This is a genomic window from Planococcus notacanthi (assembly GCF_030407825.1).
GTDB lineage: Bacteria > Bacillota > Bacilli > Bacillales_A > Planococcaceae > Planococcus > Planococcus notacanthi.
Genome location: NZ_JASDCQ010000002.1, coordinates 101,570 through 119,441, shown reverse-complemented (window position 1 = coordinate 119,441; position 17,872 = coordinate 101,570). Strand labels below are relative to the sequence as shown.

Genomic DNA, 17,872 nt, shown 5'->3' with positions numbered 1-17,872 from the left:
TTTTAAAATTGCATGGGAGTGTTGAATACATGAGCATCTTGACTGCTACTTATCAATTATACGGAAAGCCTGGTTCTTTTGAGAAAAAGGCGGAAGGCATCGCTTTGGGTCTGACGATCGGCTCCTGGACCGATTTGCCGCTCCTCGAACAGGAGCAGCTGAAACACCATAAAGGAAACGTCGTTTCCGTTAAGGAATTTGAAGAAATCAACCATCCATTGAAACCCGAACTGGTCAAAGCGGAAGTTGCTGTCGCTTATCCGTCCGCCAATTTCTCTGCTGACCTTCCGGCCATCTTGACCACGGTTTTCGGAAAATTGTCATTGGACGGAGAAGTGAAGTTAGTGGATTTGGATTTCAGCCACGACTTGCTCAGCCATTTTCCCGGCCCACGCTTCGGCATTGAAGAAATCCGCAACACACTTGGCGTAGCCGGACGACCGCTTCTGATGAGCATATTCAAAGGCGTCATCGGCCGCGATCTGGATTTTCTGTCTGCTCAATTGCGTGAACAGGCATTGGGTGGTGTGGACTTGGTCAAAGACGATGAAATTTTATTCGACAATCCACTGACTCCATTTGAAAAACGAATCACCACTGGCAAAGACGTACTGACAAGCGTTTATGAAGAAACAGGCCATCGTACACTTTATGCGGTGAACTTGTCAGGGCGAACTTCCGAACTGAGAGGAAAAGCACGAAAAGCACGTGAACTTGGAGCGGATGCTTTACTGTTCAATGTTCATGCATATGGGCTCGATGTACTGCAGGAACTGGCTGAAGATGATGAAATTGCTTTGCCGCTCATGGCACATCCGGCTTTCAGCGGCGCTTTCACTTCTTCCGCTTTCTATGGTCTCGCTACACCGCTCGCACTCGGGAAATTGATCCGCTATGCAGGAGCTGACTTCTCCCTGTTTCCTTCTCCTTACGGCAGTGTTGCGTTGGAGAAAACAGCGGCCCTTGCGCTCGGCAAAGAACTGACGATAGACAGCCCTCTGAAGCGCAGCTTCCCCGTTCCATCTGCAGGCATCCACCCTGGCCTTGTGCCATTGCTGATGGCTGATTATGGAATCGACAGTGTCATCAATGCCGGCGGCGGTGTCCATGGACATCCCGCTGGTGCAGCTGGCGGCGGACAGGCTTTCAGGCAGGCCATCGATGCGGTCCTGCAGGGGGAAACTCTGCAGGCGGCAGGCAAACAACATCAAGAACTACAAACAGCACTTGAGCTATGGGGGTGAACAAATTGAGTAAACCGATTATTTTTTGCGATTTTGACGGCACCGTTACAGCCAATGACAACATCATCGCCATTATGAAGAAATTTAATCCGCCGGGCTGGGAAACCGTCAAAAACCAGATTCTTGACCAATCCATTTCGATACGTGAGGGTGTTGCGAAGATGTTCTCCCTCCTTCCGGTCGAGGCAAAAGATGACATCATTTCATATGTGCTGGAGCAGGCGGAAATACGCGAAGGCTTCAGCGATTTTGTCGCTTATACAAAGCAACAGCAACTTCCTTTGTACATCGTCAGCGGCGGCATCGATTTCTTTGTTTACCCGCTGCTTGAACCATTTGAACCTTTTGACGGCATCTATTGCAACAGCGCCGATTTTTCAGGAGACACCATCAAACTGGTATTTCCACATGGCTGTGACGAAACCTGTACCAGCCAAGGCTGTGGCTGCTGCAAACCATCCGTCATTCGGGATCTTCTAGGCAGCAGCGCCAAAAGTATCGTCATCGGCGATTCCATAAGTGACTGGGAAGCCGCCAAACAAGCTGATTTTGTCATTGCCCGGGATCTGCTGGCTGAAAAATGCCAGGAAGCGGACATCGATTATAAACCGTTTGAAACTTTCCATGAAGTCATCGCCATTGTGGATGACTATACAGGGGTGAAGTCATGACGGCATTGCACGATAAATGGCTGGAACTGGCCGATGTCAAAGATGAACTGGCTATTCGTGACTGGTTTATGGGAACCAGCGGAAATCTCGCCATCAAAGTGGCGGACGAGCCACTTGAATTTCTGGTTACCGCCAGCGGAAAAGACAAGAAAAAACGCACTGACGAAGACTTCCTTCTTGTGGATGCCGATGGACAGCCGGCTGCCGGGACTCTATTGAAGCCTTCTGCAGAAACTTTGTTGCACTGTGCGATATATGGAAAGACAGGGGCCGGCTGCAGCCTCCACGTCCACACGGTAGCCAATAACGTCATTTCCGAATTATACGGAGATGCCGGAAAAATCGATTTCCAGGGACAGGAATTGATCAAGGCCTTTGGATTATGGGAAGAAGATGCTGTATTGACCATTCCGATCATTCCAAATCACGCCGATATCCCGACGCTTGCCGCAGCCTTTGAACCTTATATCACTGCCGATAAAGGAGCGGTGCTGATCCGCAACCACGGCATCACCGTTTGGGGAAAAGACGGCTTTGAAGCAAAGAAGCTGCTTGAAGCCAGCGAATTTTTATTTCAATACCAATTAGCGTTACAACTACAGTTAAAATAAGAGAGGAAGATTTAAATGGCGATCATTAAAATTCAAGGAACAAACGAAACAATCGAGGCACAAAACGAAGTAGCGGCATTTCTGGAGCAGCAGGAAGTCGTTTATGAACATTGGGACAACACTAAATTGCCGGAGAACCTGCGCGAAAAATTTGATTTGAGCGATGCTGACAAAGACGAAATCCTTCAGGCATTCAAAACAGAAATCGATGACATCTCCGAGCGCCGCGGCTACCAGGCAGCGGATATCATTTCCCTGTCTGACTCTAATCCGAAATTGGATGAGCTCTTGAAAAACTTCCAGCGCAAGCATATTCACACAGATGACGAAGTCCGTTACATCGTCAGCGGACACGGCGTCTTCATCATCCAAGGAAAAGACGAACGTTTTTTTGAAGTTCACTTGACGCCAGGCGACTTAATCTCGGTTCCTGAAAACATCACCCATTACTTTACACTTGCTGACGACCGCAAAGTCGTAGCTATCCGTATTTTTGTAACGACTGAAGGATGGGTACCGGTTTACCAGGAAGAAGGCAGTGTACAAAGCTAATAATTTTTCAAAAAGACTCGAGTAATCGAGTCTTTTTTATTTTGAAAAACAGGTAATTTTTTTCTATTTTTAATGTTTTTTAAGCTATAATGTCTTTTGAGTTATATTTTGTAAATAGAAATGAGTGATATGAATGAAGAAAACCCTTCTATCTATAACAGCAATTATTATTCTGCTTTTGCTGCCCGTTCTTGTCTGGTTCTTTAAAGAAGAAAAAATAGTAAACATAGCCATACTCGATAAAACAGTTCCGACTGAAAGCTACCGGGAACATAAAGGACTGACCTGGCTGTTGAATCACCATCGCTATGTAACAGAATCCCAGGAGCCCTATCAGGCAGAGTCCGATTATTACGGCTTTGTTCCGGATGAACAAGCGGAAAGATATACAACCCGTGAGTTGCCTCAAGATCTATCTGGAACGGACTTGATTTATTTAGCGGATTCTTATGGAGTCTATGAAGAAGATCTTCCTTGGCAGTCTGCAGAGAAAAAGCCGGGCACTTCATCCATGCTTTCCGGTGGGCTTGAAATGGCTGAATGGCAAACCATCAAAAAGCAGGTGCAGTCCCAAGGCACGGACTTGGTTGTAGAATTCAATACCTTCGCCTCCCCAACTACGGAAGAAGTCACCCAGGACATGAACGAATTCCTGGGATTGGAATGGAGCGGCTGGAGTGGGCGCCACTTCGCGGATCTCCATTCTACTGACGGCGAAGTACCTCAATGGATTATTGAGAACTATGAAAGAAATAATGGAGAATGGAATTTTGAAGGGGCCGGATTTGTCTTGGTCAATGATGCTGAAGGTGAAATCGTGGTCCTTTCTGAAGATGCCGGAGAAGTCGGTACTGACGGGCTTCGCCTTGCCTTCACTGAACAAGGTACAGCTCAATTCGAGTTGAAGAAAAGCCCTTCTTTTGATTATTGGTTTGATATCAACCAAGCGCAGTCAGGCACCGAGGTCTTAGCAGACTACCAATGGAACCTGGAAACTAAAGGCAGCGACAAATTGAAAGCAGCAGATATTCCGTTGGATTTTCCAGCTGTCTTTCATCAATCGAAACACGGAGCGGATCTTTATTACTTTGCAGGGGATTTTGTCGATATGGATGACACGCCAAACTTCTACCGCTATTCAGGATTCTCGAAGCTGCGTTCATTCCTTTCCATGGAATCGCTTGATGGCGAAAAGAGTTTTTATTGGCAGACTTACGTACCTATGATGGAAACGATTTTGGCGAATGCAGAACAGAAGAAAAAACAAGTTGAAACAATTAAAGCTACTGCCGCCACGAAAGAGGGGATCGCATATCCTTCCCGCATTAATGGGCAAGCGTTTGAAGTTTATGAGGATGGCAAGTGGCAGCCCTTCACTATTAAAGGCGTCAATATGGGAATGGCCAAACCCGGAACGTTTCCAGGAGAAGCGGCCATCACCCGCGAAGAATACGACCGGTGGTTCAAGGCAATCGGCGAGATGAATGCCAATGCAATCCGTGTCTATACGCTCCATCCGCCGGCTTTCTACGAAGCATTCGCTGCTTACAATGCCAGCGCTGACGAGCCGCTTTACTTGTATCACGGGGTTTGGATTGACGAAGAGCCGCTGGTGGAGACATTGGACGCTTTTACTCCTGAAATCACAGAACGGTTTCAAACTGAAGTCGAGAAAATTGTCGATGTGATCCACGGCGATGCTGTAGTTGAACAGGAACCGGGCCACGCTTACGGAACTTATAAGTCTGATATTTCTCCCTATGTCATCGGTTGGATGATTGGCATTGAATGGTTTCCTTTAACAGTCGATCAAATGGAGCAGGATTATCCGGACTTGGGTGATTTTGAAGGCACCTATGTCTATACAGAAGAGGCAAATCCAATGGAGCATTGGTTGGCACAGCAATTGGACTTTTTGGCCGCCTACGAGTTGGACGAATACCAAAGCATGCGCCCTCTCAGCTTCACCAACTGGGTAACGACAGACAACATCGATCAGCCTGCAGAACCGAGTGAACAGGAAGACATGGCCACCGTCGATCCGAATCACATCAAGACCAAAGGCATCACAGATACGGTCGGCATGTTCGCCTCCTACCATGTCTATCCGTACTATCCCGATTTTCTGAATCTGGAGGAACGCTATACTGAATTTGTTGATCACCGCGGCGAATTCAATAACTATGCCGGTTACTTGAAGGACTTGAATGATTCGCACGACATGCCGATCGTCATCGCCGAATTCGGGGTTCCGGCCTCCCGCGGCATGACTCACGAAAATCCATTCGGCTGGAATCAAGGATTCATTTCTGAACGGCAGCAAGGGGAAATCGTCACCCATATGTATGAAGACATTCTTGAAGAAGGCATGCTGGGCGGTATGGTCTTCACCTGGCAGGATGAGTGGTTTAAACGTACTTGGAATACGATGGATTATGACAATCCGGACGAGCGTCCATTTTGGTCCAACGCCCAAACCAACGAGCAGCAATTTGGCTTGCTGAGTTTTGATCGCCACAAAGTCAAAGTGGATGGTGAAGATGATTGGACAGAGGACGAAACCCTTTATGAAAAAGAGGATGGAGCACTCAGAACCTTAACCATGGATTCGGACGAACGTTATGTCTACATCAAAGCCCAATTCGACCCAGCCAATAAAAACTGGTGGGACAACCAGGATTTCAACCTTTACTTCAGCATCCGTGAAGGCCAAGGCATCGCGGTCGATGCCTTGGAGAAAACAGAGTTTCTGGCAGACTTCCACTTGAAGGTGGAAGGATTGGAGAAAGCACAGCTCCAGGTAGCGGGCGATTACGACAGCTTCTATTATGATTACCATGAACGCCTAGAGATGATTCCGGCAGAAGAGGATATCGAGTCGACATTCCACCCGATCCGCCTTGCGTTGAACAAAGAATTCGTACGCCCGGATACAGGCGAAACTTATCCGTTCGATGCCTATGAAACTGGCGTCTTCCGTTTTGGCATTGCCAATCCTGAGCACGAGGATTACGATTCCTTGAACGATTATTATTACGACAAGAAGACGGGAATCATGGAAATCCGTATTCCGTGGATGTTGTTGAACGCTAAAGATCCGGCTAAGCGCGAATTCATCGGTGATCTCTGGAAAGATGGCATCGAATCCTCCGAAACGATCAAAGGGCTGGACATCGCCGCCAGCCTGACCGATAGCGACGGAAAGGCTGTTGAAACTTTTGAAGCCTCTCAAGCGGCCCGGTACTCATGGGAAACTTGGGGGCTGCCGCAATCCGAAGAGCGGCTGAAGCAATCTTATTATATTCTTCAAAAGACCTTCGGCGAGAAAAATTAAATAGAAACCAAAAGAAGGAAGCCTTTTACAGGCTTCCTTCTTCTGCTTCTTCATCAGAGAACACACCTTTTCGCTCCATGTCTCCCCATACTGATTTTTTCTTGAAAGCGTAGAACAGACCCTGTACACGCCAAAAGTTCATTAGGATGCGGTACCAGAATGTCTCAGTCAATGCATAAATATAAAGCACAAGAATGCTTTTGACGGTCGGATACTTGTGATAGGTCCATTCCTCCAGCAGCACAGCAAGCGCGGACAGCAAGGAACCATACAGGACCATCACCAGCAGCATCACTACCGCAATGTCGGTTTCAATGAAGGAGAACGCAAAGCCGCCGATAATGATAAAATACCCCATCACTTCAAAAACTGCACTCAACAATTCAATAAACACATAATAAGGCATCGAAAACAAACCAATCCCTCTGTACTTCGGATTGAACATCATTCCCCGGTGAGTCCACAGCGTTTCCGCCAGACCTCGTTGCCAGCGGATCCGTTGCGCCCGCAGGGAAGCCACAGTACTGGGTGCTTCTGTCCAGCAAACAGGGTCCTGGATGTATTCGATCCGTTGTTTCGACTTTTCATCTTTGATGGAACGGTGCAATCGGACAATGAGTTCCATGTCTTCCCCGACCGTATCTGTTTTGTAGCCACCCACTTTGATGACACGGCTTTTTTCAAAGACGCCAAACGCGCCTGAAATGATCAGCAGGATATTGACCCGGCTAAAACCGAGGCGCCCAATAAGAAACGCGCGGAAGTATTCGATAATCTGCATGATTTCCAGCGGTTTTTTAGGCAACGCCACCTGTTCGATGACACCCCGGTTTATTTTGCAGCCATTGGCAATTCTCACAGTCCCGCCTGTAGCTGTGACCAGGCCACTCGAATCCACAATCGGTTTCATGGTTTTCAGCAAGGCGTCCTGTTCCAAAATGGAATCTCCGTCAATCGCCGCAAAGTACGGATATCTCGAGAAATTGACGCCTGCATTCAAAGCATCTGCCTTCCCGCCATTTTCTTTTTCGATTAGAAAAAGATTGGGGTGAAGTGTCGATCGATAAGCCCGCTTGATCTCCCCTGTTTTAAAATATGTCCGGATCGCCAGTTCAATCGGCTCCATTCCAAATTGGGCAAGCACTTTTTCACTGGTTCTGTCTGTGGAACCATCATTCACTACGATGATTTCATACTGAGGATAGTTCAGGTTCAATAATGATCGGACAGTGCTGACCACACCTGCTTCTTCATTGTAAGCAGGGACCAGAATAGAAATAGGGTACGTATCTTTATTGATCGACAGTTCTTCTATCTGCTCCTGGCGGTTCAATTTCTTCTCTTTGCTTATCTTTGGGCTAGCGACAAAGAAAAGAATCAAGTAAATCGCGCCGGCAGCCAACATATAAGCTATTATTGCCCAGGAAATGATTTCAATGACTACTGTAATTCCAGTTCCACTCATGCGAGCTCCCCGCCTTCTCTTGTCAGCATATGTTTGGCAATATCTCGTGCATAGGCATCCGTGTGTTCGATTGAGACCTGCTCAAGGATGGCATTGCCGCCTTGAAAGACTTTTATATTCTCAGCACCTGCAAAGCGGACCCACCAGACATTATCCGACAGCAGATCAACCAGGTTTTGTTTGTACTGCTCAAAACGGCAGGCACCCGTCAGTTTTGCCGCATACATCCGTTCCTGCCAATGCTCTGAATCATAAAATTCCAAAAGAATTGACGGATCCGCCATTTCTCCGTAATGGCATAGGCTGCTCATGGCTTTCAGACGCACTTCCTTTCGTTCATCGCGCAACTTCTGTTCGACAAAAGGAAATAACAGGGCCATCCGGCGTTCCCCACTGAATGTAATAAAGGCATTAAGCATGTTCTCGGAAATATCCTCTTTAGCCTGCATCCGTTCCGCTGTCACCTTCAATAAATCATCTTCCAGCCGGTGCAGCAATTCTTTGATCATTCCGAATGACAAGCTCTTGTTTTCAATAGCGACATCCATCAGCCGAGCTTCCTGCAGTGTAGCGCAGACGCGGATGCACTGGCGATACTCTTCGTCACGCTTATTGATTCTCAGGAAATGCTGATAGACATCTTCTTTCAACGAAAAAAGCCGGAAGTCTTCAATAAAATACAGCGCATTGACACGCTCTGCCCATTGGCCTTTTTTCAAAATAAGGCGGTAAGGCTCTGCCAAATACTTTTCCGCTAGCCTGTGAATTTTCAAAAACTGCATTTCCGAAAAATCTTCAGCTGAAAACTCATCCAGCATCGTTTCCATCAATTTAAAACGATGTTTTTTTCCGGGCGGCAACGCAGGTTCCATTTCCCTAGTGCCTTCTATATATTCTCGGAATTGTGGCCGTAACGTAGCTAATGTTTCTTCTATCACTCTTTCATCGGCTAAATTCCTTCTTTTCCAACCGATCAGCAAAGCTAGAATCAGCAATTGAATTCCCAATAAACCCAAAACCACCCACATAAATAGCTCAATCATTTACCAGTCTCCTTTTTCGAAGCCACCATTTCTAAGTAAAATATTTCTATTAAAAACCTTATTATTTCATAATTTATGGATAGTGTAACATATTTCACTTGATTTAACTCTACGAAAAAAACAGCAGATTCAGCTATTTAAACTGAGTCTGCTGTTTCCTTGTTAGAAGAATAAAGAAATCGTTGTGGACTAATTTTTACGGAGCCATCGTCTTCCAGCTGTCCACGTCATGAACTGCGATTCCTCCAAAGCCTTTGGAAAAGGCATAATGAGAAGAAACAGCAGCTAACTCATTGTTCATGAAAGCCTCGCCTTCTTCATAGAAGGAGATAGCTTCACCTTCATCGGTTTGGCCTGTTTCAACTCCCACCACAACCGTTTTTCCGTATTTCACTCCATAGGCCACTTCATTTCTTACCAGTTCTGTTATCATGGTTGCTGAGTCCCGGTAAGCCATAAGCGTGACACTGTGCGTATTGGCGATGACCCATTCGGCAAGTATGCCACTACCGTAAGTGTTTTTATATGGAATTTCGTCGAACCAGAAAGGAAGATCGGCTTCCAGAGGCAAGTTCAACGCGGTTGTGCTGGATACGGCTTTCATCAGCAAGGCTTGATAAGCTTTGACTGTTGCTGCACGATTGGTGTTCCAACCGCTGTATAAATAAGGTTCCACATCCAAATGGACACCGGCGAACTTCTGCGTCAAGGCAGCCTTTTGTTGATAGGCTGACAACCAAGACATCAACCGGTCCTGTTTAGTAAATCCTTTTGCTGCCACCCAGTCAGGCGCTCCATCCAACGCGTAAATGGCCATGCCCGCAGCTCCAGCTTTTTCGATGAAGCTCTGGTATACACCAGCCGGAATATCCGCATCAATCTGGACATATACTTTGTTTACATTTTTGCTTTCGAGAAAAGCGATCGTACCCGCTTCATCTTCGTAGATCATCCACGGATTCCACAACCAAGTGGCTTTGACATCCACTTCAGCCGCTTGAGCCTGAAAACCGGTTTGTGTCAGCATAAACAATAACCACACACCTGCCATCATTAATTTTTTCATATCTCTATTCCTCCCATTCTGCTGGCCGTGGCTCACAGAACGAGACCCAGGCAACCTGACAACCTTGCGTTTTTCAACGGTTAGGCTCATGGCTTTGCGTCCTTCCCTTTCGGTGAAGTTTGCCTTTTCAGATTTTCATTATTATATGTCAATTAATTCAATTCTGCTATCTTTTTTTCTCCCCTTTTCAAATCATGCATTTAAGGCAATAATCAACAATAGAGTTTCTGGATTTTCCGCATAGAAGGAGTGAGCCCCATGACTGTAGCATTGCTTGAAGACGAAATTACATTGGCGTTGATCAAGGCCATGAAAGAAGGAAAAATAATTGAATTCCAGGACATCCTGGATGAGCTCCAGCCGTATGATATGGCGATCCAGTACCGGCATCTGCCGGACAAACACCGCAATAAGTTTCTCCTCTATTTGACGATCCGCCAACTGACGGAACTGATGCAGGAACTTCCGAAAAATGAACAAATTGATATTCTTCATAAGTTGGGTATAGAAAAATCGGCAAAGGTCCTCGATCGTATGGACAACGACGACTTGGCTTTGTTGCTGGCCGACTTGGAACCGGAACGCATTGAAGAGCTGTTGTCGCAGATCAATCAGGACGACTCCCGGTTTGTCCACAATACGATGACGTATCCACCTGAAACAGCGGGACGCTTAATGAATAACCGCTATGTATGGATTCCACGGCATTACACGATTCGGCAAGCTATCGATAAGATCAAGCAATTTGCCGAATTAGCGGAATACCTCAACTACCTTTATGTAGTGGACGAAGACAAAAAGCTGCTTGGCGTTCTTTCTTATAAGGATTTGATTCTTGGAAACCTTGAGGACAAAATCGAAGAAGTCATGTACAACCGCGTCATCAAAGCCGACGTCCTGACCGACCAGGAAGAGGCCGCCCAATTGATCAGCCGCTATGATTTCGTCACGTTGCCGATTGTTGAAAAAGACAATACGCTTGCCGGGGTCATCACGGTGGACGATGTCATCGATGTCGTCATGCAGGAAGCGAATGAAGACATTGAAAAATTGTCGGCTTCCGGTAAGTCAATCGACTTTAATACGCCTGCTTTGATTGCGGCTTATCGCCGTCTGCCTTGGCTGATTCTCCTGTTGTTTATCGGCTTGTTTTCCGGCGGCATCATCAGCCGATTCGAAGAAACGCTTCAGACTGTTGTAGCGCTGACGTTCTTTATGCCGATGATTGCCGGCATGACCGGAAATACGGGTACGCAGTCGCTGTCCGTTGTGGTCCGTGGATTGGCTTCCCAGAAGCTGAATTTTAAACAGACCGTCCAGCTGGTCATCAGGGAATTATGGGTCGGCATCATCATCGGAGCCATCTGCTCTGTTCTCATTTTATTGATTGCTTATGTATGGCAAGGCAATTTTGTGCTGGGCATTGTGGTCGGCGGTTCGCTACTGATGACTTTGATTATCGGGACCTTAGCCGGAACAATCATTCCCTTGATTCTTTATCGATTCAATATTGACCCGGCTGTGGCTTCCGGTCCGCTAATTACGACAATCAATGACATCTTGTCCTTATTGATCTATTTTGGCATGGCTACATTGTTCATTACCCAGCTGATGTAGAAAACGAATCGAATGACTCTCTTTCTGAGCAATTAGGTTTGTTCCTAGTAATTTACTAGGTATAATAAGTTTTAATTGAAGGAGGAGAGTTCATGACCATTCCCAAACCCCTTGTCCAAATAAACCAAGCTTTCATCGTCGTCACCGTATTGGCAGCATTGTTGTTCCATCCAGCCATTTTGCTGTTGCCGTTTGCGGTTGGAGCCTATACATTGATCACCAAGAAAAATCCTGTCATCCACTTTAGCCGCCGCTTTCTGAAAAAGCCGTCAGCGAGCTACCAGCAGGAAGACAAAGACCAGCAATTGTTCAATCAATGGATTGCAACGATTTGCCTGGGGCTGTCACTCCTTTTCTTCTCTTTAGGCATCCAACTGGTTGCTTATGCCTTCAGCATTATGGTCATACTTGCAGCAGGAGTTGCATTGATGGGCTATTGCATCGGCTGCACTGTCCGCTACCGTTACCTGATGTGGAAGCATAACCGAACAAAAGCACAGGCCTGACACAAAAAAGACCGGAAGCAAATGCCTCCGGTCTTTTTTCTATGGTTTACTTTATCTGGCCGCTGCCGCGGATGATGTATTTTGTCGAAGTTAATGCAGGCAAGCCCATAGGTCCCCGCGCATGAAGCTTTTGTGTACTGATGCCAATCTCGGCACCAAACCCAAATTCGAAGCCGTCTGTGAAGCGCGTAGAAGCATTATGGTAGACTGCTGCTGCATCAATTTCCATGAAGAATTGATCGACGTTCGCAGAATTGGAAGAAATGATCGCTTCAGAATGCTTGGTTCCGTAAGTATTGATGTGCTGAATCGCTTCTTCCACACCAGTGACCGTTTTCATTGCCACTTCCAGTCCCAAGTATTCCGTTCCCCAATCTGCATTTTCTGCAGGTATGACCGTAGGAGAGAGTTGTTGGATAGACTCATCCCCATGGATTTCAACCTGCTTGTCCTGCAAAGCGGACAACAACTCCGCTAAATGCTTGTCTGCCCAAGTTTTGTGGACCAAAATGCTTTCGCAGGAGTTGCACACTGAAGGGCGCTGCGTTTTGGCGTTCAACGCAATCTCAATCGCCATTTTTACATCCGCTGTCTCATCAATATATATATGGCAGTTTCCTGCACCTGTTTCCAAGACGGGAACCGTGGAGTTTTGGACGACCGTCTGAATGAGTTTTGCACCGCCTCGCGGGATGAGGACATCCAGATATTGATTCAATTTAAACATATGGGAAGCTGCTTCTCTGCTCGTATCTTCCAATAATTGCACGGATTCGACTGGAACTTCACTTTTCTGGAGTGCCCGATGAATAACGGCAACAATGGCTTTATTGGAGTGGATTGCTGTGGAGCTGCCGCGCAGCACGACGGAATTCCCGGTTTTCAGGCATAAGCTGGACGCATCGACTGTGACATTCGGACGCGCTTCATAAATCATTCCGACAACGCCTAAAGGCACACGGATTTTAGACATCGTCAAACCGTTTGGCCGTTCCCATTTTTCCAGCACTTCTCCTACGGGATCTGCCAGCTTTGTCAATTGAACCAGCGCATCCGCCATGTCTTTCAAGCGGGATTGATCCAGTTGAAGACGGTCGACCAAGGAATCACTCATTCCGTTTTGGCGTCCTTGTTCAACATCCTTGCTGTTTTCTTCCAAGATATAGGCCTGTTCTTCCAGCAATTGAGCTGAAATCAAACGCAAGGCGTTATTTTTTTGCTTGGTCGTCAATTTCGCCAATGTGGCTGCAGCTTGTTTCGCTTGCTTAGCCTTTTGGAGAAGTTCGCTTTCAGTTTGCTGTTCCTGTAGAAGTTCGGTCATTCCTGATGCCCCTTTCGATTTCCCCTTGCTTAAACACTCAGTTCTGTTTTCACACCGATATAGGTTCCGTCGCCTCTGCCCTGGAAAATATCGACTAATTTTTCGCTGCCTGTCCCGGAACCGATGAACACTTGGACACCTAAAGCCAAAGCCGTTCTTGCGGCTTCAACTTTTGACTTCATGCCCCCTGTTCCGACTTCAGAGCCTTCCGAGGATGTCGCTTCCACTAATTCATCGGGGATTTCCTGAAGATGGAGGTATTTTTGGGCCTGTGGGTTGGTTCTTGGGTTGTCTTGATAAATGCCGTTAATATCTGTCAGAATCACCAGGAAGTCCGCATGGACAAGCCCGCTGACCAATGCCGACAGCATATCATTGTCTCCAAATGTCAGCTCTTTTACAGAAACAGAGTCATTTTCATTGATAATCGGCATGACGTTTCTTTCCAGTAATTTTGAAATGGTCGCATTGGCGTTTTTATACAAATCTTTCGTCAATAACAGCTGAGCTGCCACGATCTCATGTTTTTTGCATTCATCAGCATAAGCCTGCAACAACAGGCTTTGTCCGACCGCGGCGGCCGATTGCTTATCGACCACCGTATCAGGGCGCGATAAATAACCCATGCTTGTGCACCCTGCCGCAACTGCTCCCGACGATATCAGAATGACTTCGTGCCCATATTCTTTTAAGCGAGCCAGCGCATCCACGTGCTCACGCAATTTTTCAATCGACAGCTTGCCACGTTCATCTGTCAATGAACTGCTGCCAATCTTCACAACAATTCTTTTCTTCTCCACGTGCAGTCACCACCCGATTTTGATAAATAAAAAAAATTCTTCCATTTCATCTAAAAACGGAAGAACCTTGCCTCCGTGACATTGTTTCCAACATTTCTTTCCCGAATCTATTTAATAGAGTTATTATGCACTGTTTTGCATTTTAAGTCAATGTTATAAAATGTTTTTTCCTCTATAAATACATTTCCTCAATCTAAATATGCAACAAAGTTGAATATTTATTCACTTTAATGAAAGTTTAAATCTCTTATTTCCTTATGCAACAAGCTTTAAGAACTCAAAAGGATTATTTATTCAAACTAAATTGAAAATTTTAATTTTAAGTTGAAATGCCAGTCTATCACAAATCCCACCATCCGCAAACGGCACTTTTGACGGAACGGGCCGACTGAAAGACAAGCAGAGAGTTTAAACAAGGTTTCACTGATCTTTTTACAGCAGGATTCAACAAGCAATTATTTAAATTAACCCGCGATCAGTCCGACAAATCAGAACGATTTCGGCCAAAACAAAAGAGCATGGAATGGTTCCATGCTCTTTTCCCCTTTTTATTTAGATCCTGCGCTCCAGGTCATGCCCCAATTAAAAGCTTTGTCCACTTCCCTGTGGCCGGCAAAGTACTCGACCACTTTCTTGAAGCTCAAGGTTTGGTTTTTCTCATTTTCGATCAAAGCGATGGCGCACATCCGCTTGCCTTTGCGGTGTTCATCCAAGCGGACTTCGACGTCCGGGCCATTTTTTTGCTTCAAAGTCACTACCCCGTCCACTTCTGCCCAATTCGCCGCTCCTTCATAGATAAAAGCATAAACCAGTATACGTTTGAATTTCTTGAGCTGATCTCCATTAATGCGAAGGTTTTCTCCACTTTTGCACGTACCTGTCCGATCGTCATGGTCAAGCGCGATATAGGGCTGTTGCTTCAAGTTTCCAAAAGCATTGCCTAACGCCTGGACAGCACCCTTGGAACCATCCTCCAACTCAAACAGACAGCCCAAATCCAAATCCACTGATTTGCCGGCGTTGAGAACCGATGACAAAAATCCTCCGCCCGTTTTTTGCGTCCAATTTAAATTAACCACTATTTCACCTAAAGGCGATTCGGTTTTGTTCAAATTGATTTTGTCGCCGGTCTTTTTAAGCTCCACTTTTTTTAAGTTCACCGGAGCAGATTTAGCGCTCGGTGTCTCTGTTTTCACAGCCTGAGCCTTTTTCAGGAATGCTTCCGCTGGCAGCTCCAGATTGAATTGCCTGCACAGTTCCCCAAGATCACTGGAAACGCTTTGGCCGATCGCGGAAAACTTCCATTCTCCATTATGCAAATACACTTCTCCTGTCAATAACGTCAGGTCCTGGTTGAAGTCCCTGCCCAAATCGTAACGGCACAATTCTTTTTGGCTGTCGGCGTCTTCAATCCGGACATAAGCATTTGCCACCTGGCCAAAATCCTGTTTTTTTGCCTTTCCTTCATAAATACTGATCGCTACGGCAATTTTCTTGATTCCGCCTGGAATTTTATCCAATTGAACAGTGATTTGTTCGTCGTCTCCATCCCCAGCTCCTGTCTGATTATCGTTTGTAAGCTTGACCGCAGAGGCTGTGTCCGACAGGTTATTGTAGTAGACCAGATGTTCTTTTCCAGCGACTTTGCCTTCCGCATCCACAAGCAACGCCACTGCATCCAAATCAATCGATGAAGCCGTCTGGCTGACATCCCATCCTAATCCAATCTTTAAATTCTTCAAGCGTGGATGTGTTTTCGTTAAATCCACTTTTTGTCCTTTTATCAATGCAACCATCCATTTCTCCTCCTTGAATATCAAAAATGCTTCTTATTTTACTATACTGTAAATAAATTCTATGTTCACATGATTCCCTCATAGACAGAAAAACTCCCACAGAGCCAGGCCCTGTGGGAGTTTTGGTTATAGTGGGCGATAATCCGCCTCTAGCTGTTTCAAGCTTCTGTATTTGATAATTTGTGCCACATACCATAGCAACACAATCAAAGTGATGCAGGCGCCAATAATGGCGGAAATTTGATAATCCATGTTCAAGCCTTCCGGTGCATAGAAGATGTACATGGAGACTACGGCGGTCATGAACATGGCAGGCACTCCAGCCACCCAGTGGAACTTATAGTTTTTCATCAGGTAAACTGCAGCTGTCCACAACATGAATGTCGCCACCAGCTGGTTCGTCCAGCCGACATATCTCCACAAGAAAGTATAATCGATTGTTGCCATATAGAAGGTTGGAATCGCCAGTGGAATCGTCACCAGCAGGACCTTCACTTTGCCTTCCATGTTTACAAATTTCGAAAGGATGTCCGTCAAGATCATTCGTGAAGACCGTAGCGCCGTATCACCAGTCGTTACAGGCAGGATGATGACACCGAAAATCGCCAGCAGTCCACCCATCGTACCCAATAGGGAAATGGAGATTTCGTTGACAACGCCTGATGGCCCTCCAGCAGCAAGCGCTGCTCCCAAGCCTTCCGTACCATTGAAGAATGTCATGCCCGCTGCTGCCCATATTAAGGCGATAACTCCCTCAATGATCATAGCACCATAAAAAATCTTTCGGCCATCGGTTTCTTTTTTCATCGTGCGTGCAATGATCGGGCTTTGTGTAGAGTGGAATCCTGAAATGGCGCCACATGAAATGGTCACCATCAACAATGGCCAAATCGGCAGATCACCCGGATGCAGGTTGGCAAATGTCAAGTTTGGCATCGGTTTTCCCGAGAAGACCAATGCTACCGCTACAGCTACCGCCATAAACAATAAAATGGCGCCCAACAGGGGGTAAATACGGCCAATTATTTTATTTATCGGCAAAATCGTCGCCAGGATAAAGTAGAAGAAAATGATGATTAAAGCAGTCATAAAGTTAATTGGCGTAATTTGGGCAATTAACTGGGCAGGTCCTGCAGTAAACGCTGCAGTCACCAGCAGCATCAAAACTAAAGACAGGCCATTGATAAATACTTTGGCGTTCTTACCCAGGTATTTCCCTACCAATGTCGGAAATTGGGCACCGCCATGGCGCATGGACATGACGCCCGAAAAGTAATCATGCACGCCTCCTGCGAAAATAGAGCCAAGCACAATCCAGACAAAAGCGACTGGACCATATAACGCTCCGGCAACTGCTCCATAAATCGGTCCAAGGCCAGCAATATTCAACAGTTGGATCAGATTGCCTTTCCACCAGCTCATTGGCATATAATCCAGCTTGTCTGTTTTGGCATAGGCCGGAGTTGGTGTATTGTCATCGACGCCAAAAACACGCTCAATAAATTTCGAATAAAAAACATATCCTAAAATAAGTAATGCCAAAGCAGCAAAAAATGTAATCATATGAACGTTCCTCCTGATGTCGTGGTTAAAAGCATAAATTATGATACCATGTTTTTTAAATATATAAACATAATATTTAGAAAAAAACAAATTTACTGTAAAATAACTATTTTTCATTAAAATAATTTAAATTCCCTTATTTATCAGCGGTTACTAGGAATATTTTCATAAGGATTGAATAGTATATTAAAGAATGCGCTTATAAAATCATTATGTCTTTATTAAAATCCTTGATTGTTCCATCAAAAAAACGCAGGGAAAAGTTCCCTGCGCCATCGTTGAT

14 protein-coding genes and 1 riboswitch are annotated in these 17,872 nt (G+C 45.8%); of the genes, 7 read left to right on the top strand and 7 right to left on the bottom strand.

Annotated features, from left to right (window positions below; all coding sequences use genetic code 11):
- Positions 1-29: 29 nt before the first annotated feature.
- The 5 genes from mtnW to QMA01_RS07960 all read left to right on the top strand — a co-directional run bounded on the left by mtnW (position 30) and on the right by QMA01_RS07960 (position 6,412).
- Positions 30-1,244, top strand: coding sequence for a 2,3-diketo-5-methylthiopentyl-1-phosphate enolase (gene mtnW, locus QMA01_RS07980; RefSeq protein ID WP_290183601.1), 1,215 nt, complete (start codon positions 30-32; stop codon positions 1,242-1,244).
- Positions 1,245-1,249: 5 nt separating this feature from the next.
- Entirely contained in the window at positions 1,250-1,915 is a 666-nt protein-coding gene (locus QMA01_RS07975; RefSeq protein ID WP_290214704.1) for a 2-hydroxy-3-keto-5-methylthiopentenyl-1-phosphate phosphatase, read from the top strand.
- Positions 1,912-2,526 (top strand): methylthioribulose 1-phosphate dehydratase, encoded by a 615-nt coding sequence (locus tag QMA01_RS07970; RefSeq protein ID WP_191714609.1) that lies wholly within the window; start codon positions 1,912-1,914, stop codon positions 2,524-2,526. The genes QMA01_RS07975 and QMA01_RS07970 overlap by 4 nt, the downstream gene beginning before the upstream one ends.
- A gap of 15 nt (positions 2,527-2,541) precedes the next feature.
- Positions 2,542-3,078 (top strand): 1,2-dihydroxy-3-keto-5-methylthiopentene dioxygenase, encoded by a 537-nt coding sequence (locus QMA01_RS07965; protein WP_290183599.1) that lies wholly within the window; start codon positions 2,542-2,544, stop codon positions 3,076-3,078.
- A 133-nt stretch (positions 3,079-3,211) separates the two neighbouring features.
- Positions 3,212-6,412: a hypothetical protein gene (locus QMA01_RS07960; RefSeq protein WP_290214703.1), complete on the top strand. Its 3,201-nt coding sequence runs from the start codon at positions 3,212-3,214 to the stop codon at positions 6,410-6,412.
- Between the two features lie 25 nt (positions 6,413-6,437).
- Here QMA01_RS07960 and QMA01_RS07955 read toward each other — a convergent pair whose 3' ends face one another.
- The 3 genes from QMA01_RS07955 to QMA01_RS07945 all read right to left on the bottom strand — a co-directional run bounded on the left by QMA01_RS07955 (position 6,438) and on the right by QMA01_RS07945 (position 9,986).
- Positions 6,438-7,877 (bottom strand): glycosyltransferase family 2 protein, encoded by a 1,440-nt coding sequence (locus QMA01_RS07955; protein WP_290214702.1) that lies wholly within the window; start codon positions 7,875-7,877, stop codon positions 6,438-6,440.
- On the bottom strand, positions 7,874-8,920 hold the full coding sequence (locus QMA01_RS07950) for a HEAT repeat domain-containing protein (RefSeq protein WP_290214701.1): 1,047 nt from the start codon (positions 8,918-8,920) through the stop codon (positions 7,874-7,876). The genes QMA01_RS07955 and QMA01_RS07950 overlap by 4 nt, the downstream gene beginning before the upstream one ends.
- 196 nt (positions 8,921-9,116) lie before the next feature.
- Positions 9,117-9,986, bottom strand: a complete 870-nt coding sequence (locus QMA01_RS07945) for an amidase (RefSeq protein ID WP_290214700.1) — start codon at positions 9,984-9,986, stop codon at positions 9,117-9,119.
- Between the two features lie 46 nt (positions 9,987-10,032).
- Positions 10,033-10,120, bottom strand: a riboswitch (cyclic di-GMP riboswitch).
- Positions 10,121-10,244: 124 nt separating this feature from the next.
- Between QMA01_RS07945 and mgtE the strand changes: the two genes are divergently transcribed.
- Positions 10,245-11,603, top strand: a complete 1,359-nt coding sequence (gene mgtE / locus QMA01_RS07940; RefSeq protein ID WP_191714603.1) for a magnesium transporter — start codon at positions 10,245-10,247, stop codon at positions 11,601-11,603.
- A 92-nt stretch (positions 11,604-11,695) separates the two neighbouring features.
- Positions 11,696-12,109 (top strand): DUF4395 domain-containing protein, encoded by a 414-nt coding sequence (locus QMA01_RS07935; RefSeq protein WP_290214699.1) that lies wholly within the window; start codon positions 11,696-11,698, stop codon positions 12,107-12,109.
- Between the two features lie 46 nt (positions 12,110-12,155).
- On the opposite strand, the gene QMA01_RS07930 is transcribed toward QMA01_RS07935, so the two are convergent.
- From QMA01_RS07930 to QMA01_RS07915, 4 genes are all read right to left on the bottom strand, one after another.
- Positions 12,156-13,430 (bottom strand): glutamate-5-semialdehyde dehydrogenase, encoded by a 1,275-nt coding sequence (locus tag QMA01_RS07930; protein ID WP_203340336.1) that lies wholly within the window; start codon positions 13,428-13,430, stop codon positions 12,156-12,158.
- 29 nt (positions 13,431-13,459) lie between these two features.
- Positions 13,460-14,230: a glutamate 5-kinase gene (proB, locus tag QMA01_RS07925; protein WP_203340337.1), complete on the bottom strand. Its 771-nt coding sequence runs from the start codon at positions 14,228-14,230 to the stop codon at positions 13,460-13,462.
- Between the two features lie 548 nt (positions 14,231-14,778).
- Positions 14,779-16,026, bottom strand: coding sequence for a TerD family protein (locus QMA01_RS07920; protein WP_290214698.1), 1,248 nt, complete (start codon positions 16,024-16,026; stop codon positions 14,779-14,781).
- Positions 16,027-16,152: 126 nt separating this feature from the next.
- Complete coding sequence (locus QMA01_RS07915) at positions 16,153-17,589, bottom strand: carbon starvation CstA family protein (protein WP_290214697.1); 1,437 nt, start codon at positions 17,587-17,589, stop codon at positions 16,153-16,155.
- Between the last annotated feature and the right edge of the window lie 283 nt (positions 17,590-17,872).

What these genes read in the sequence shown, in the direction of transcription:
- mtnW (WP_290183601.1), top strand. Translation starts at nt 30, where the DNA reads ATGAGCATCTTGACTGCTACTTATCAATTATACGGAAAGCCTGGTTCT.
- QMA01_RS07945 (WP_290214700.1), bottom strand. Translation starts at nt 9,986, where the DNA reads ATGAAAAAATTAATGATGGCAGGTGTGTGGTTATTGTTTATGCTGACA.
- QMA01_RS07930 (WP_203340336.1), bottom strand. Translation starts at nt 13,430, where the DNA reads ATGACCGAACTTCTACAGGAACAGCAAACTGAAAGCGAACTTCTCCAA.
- QMA01_RS07955 (WP_290214702.1), bottom strand. Translation starts at nt 7,877, where the DNA reads ATGAGTGGAACTGGAATTACAGTAGTCATTGAAATCATTTCCTGGGCA.
- QMA01_RS07915 (WP_290214697.1), bottom strand. Translation starts at nt 17,589, where the DNA reads ATGATTACATTTTTTGCTGCTTTGGCATTACTTATTTTAGGATATGTT.
- QMA01_RS07950 (WP_290214701.1), bottom strand. Translation starts at nt 8,920, where the DNA reads ATGATTGAGCTATTTATGTGGGTGGTTTTGGGTTTATTGGGAATTCAA.
- QMA01_RS07935 (WP_290214699.1), top strand. Translation starts at nt 11,696, where the DNA reads ATGACCATTCCCAAACCCCTTGTCCAAATAAACCAAGCTTTCATCGTC.
- mgtE (WP_191714603.1), top strand. Translation starts at nt 10,245, where the DNA reads ATGACTGTAGCATTGCTTGAAGACGAAATTACATTGGCGTTGATCAAG.
- QMA01_RS07970 (WP_191714609.1), top strand. Translation starts at nt 1,912, where the DNA reads ATGACGGCATTGCACGATAAATGGCTGGAACTGGCCGATGTCAAAGAT.
- QMA01_RS07960 (WP_290214703.1), top strand. Translation starts at nt 3,212, where the DNA reads ATGAAGAAAACCCTTCTATCTATAACAGCAATTATTATTCTGCTTTTG.
- QMA01_RS07920 (WP_290214698.1), bottom strand. Translation starts at nt 16,026, where the DNA reads ATGGTTGCATTGATAAAAGGACAAAAAGTGGATTTAACGAAAACACAT.
- QMA01_RS07965 (WP_290183599.1), top strand. Translation starts at nt 2,542, where the DNA reads ATGGCGATCATTAAAATTCAAGGAACAAACGAAACAATCGAGGCACAA.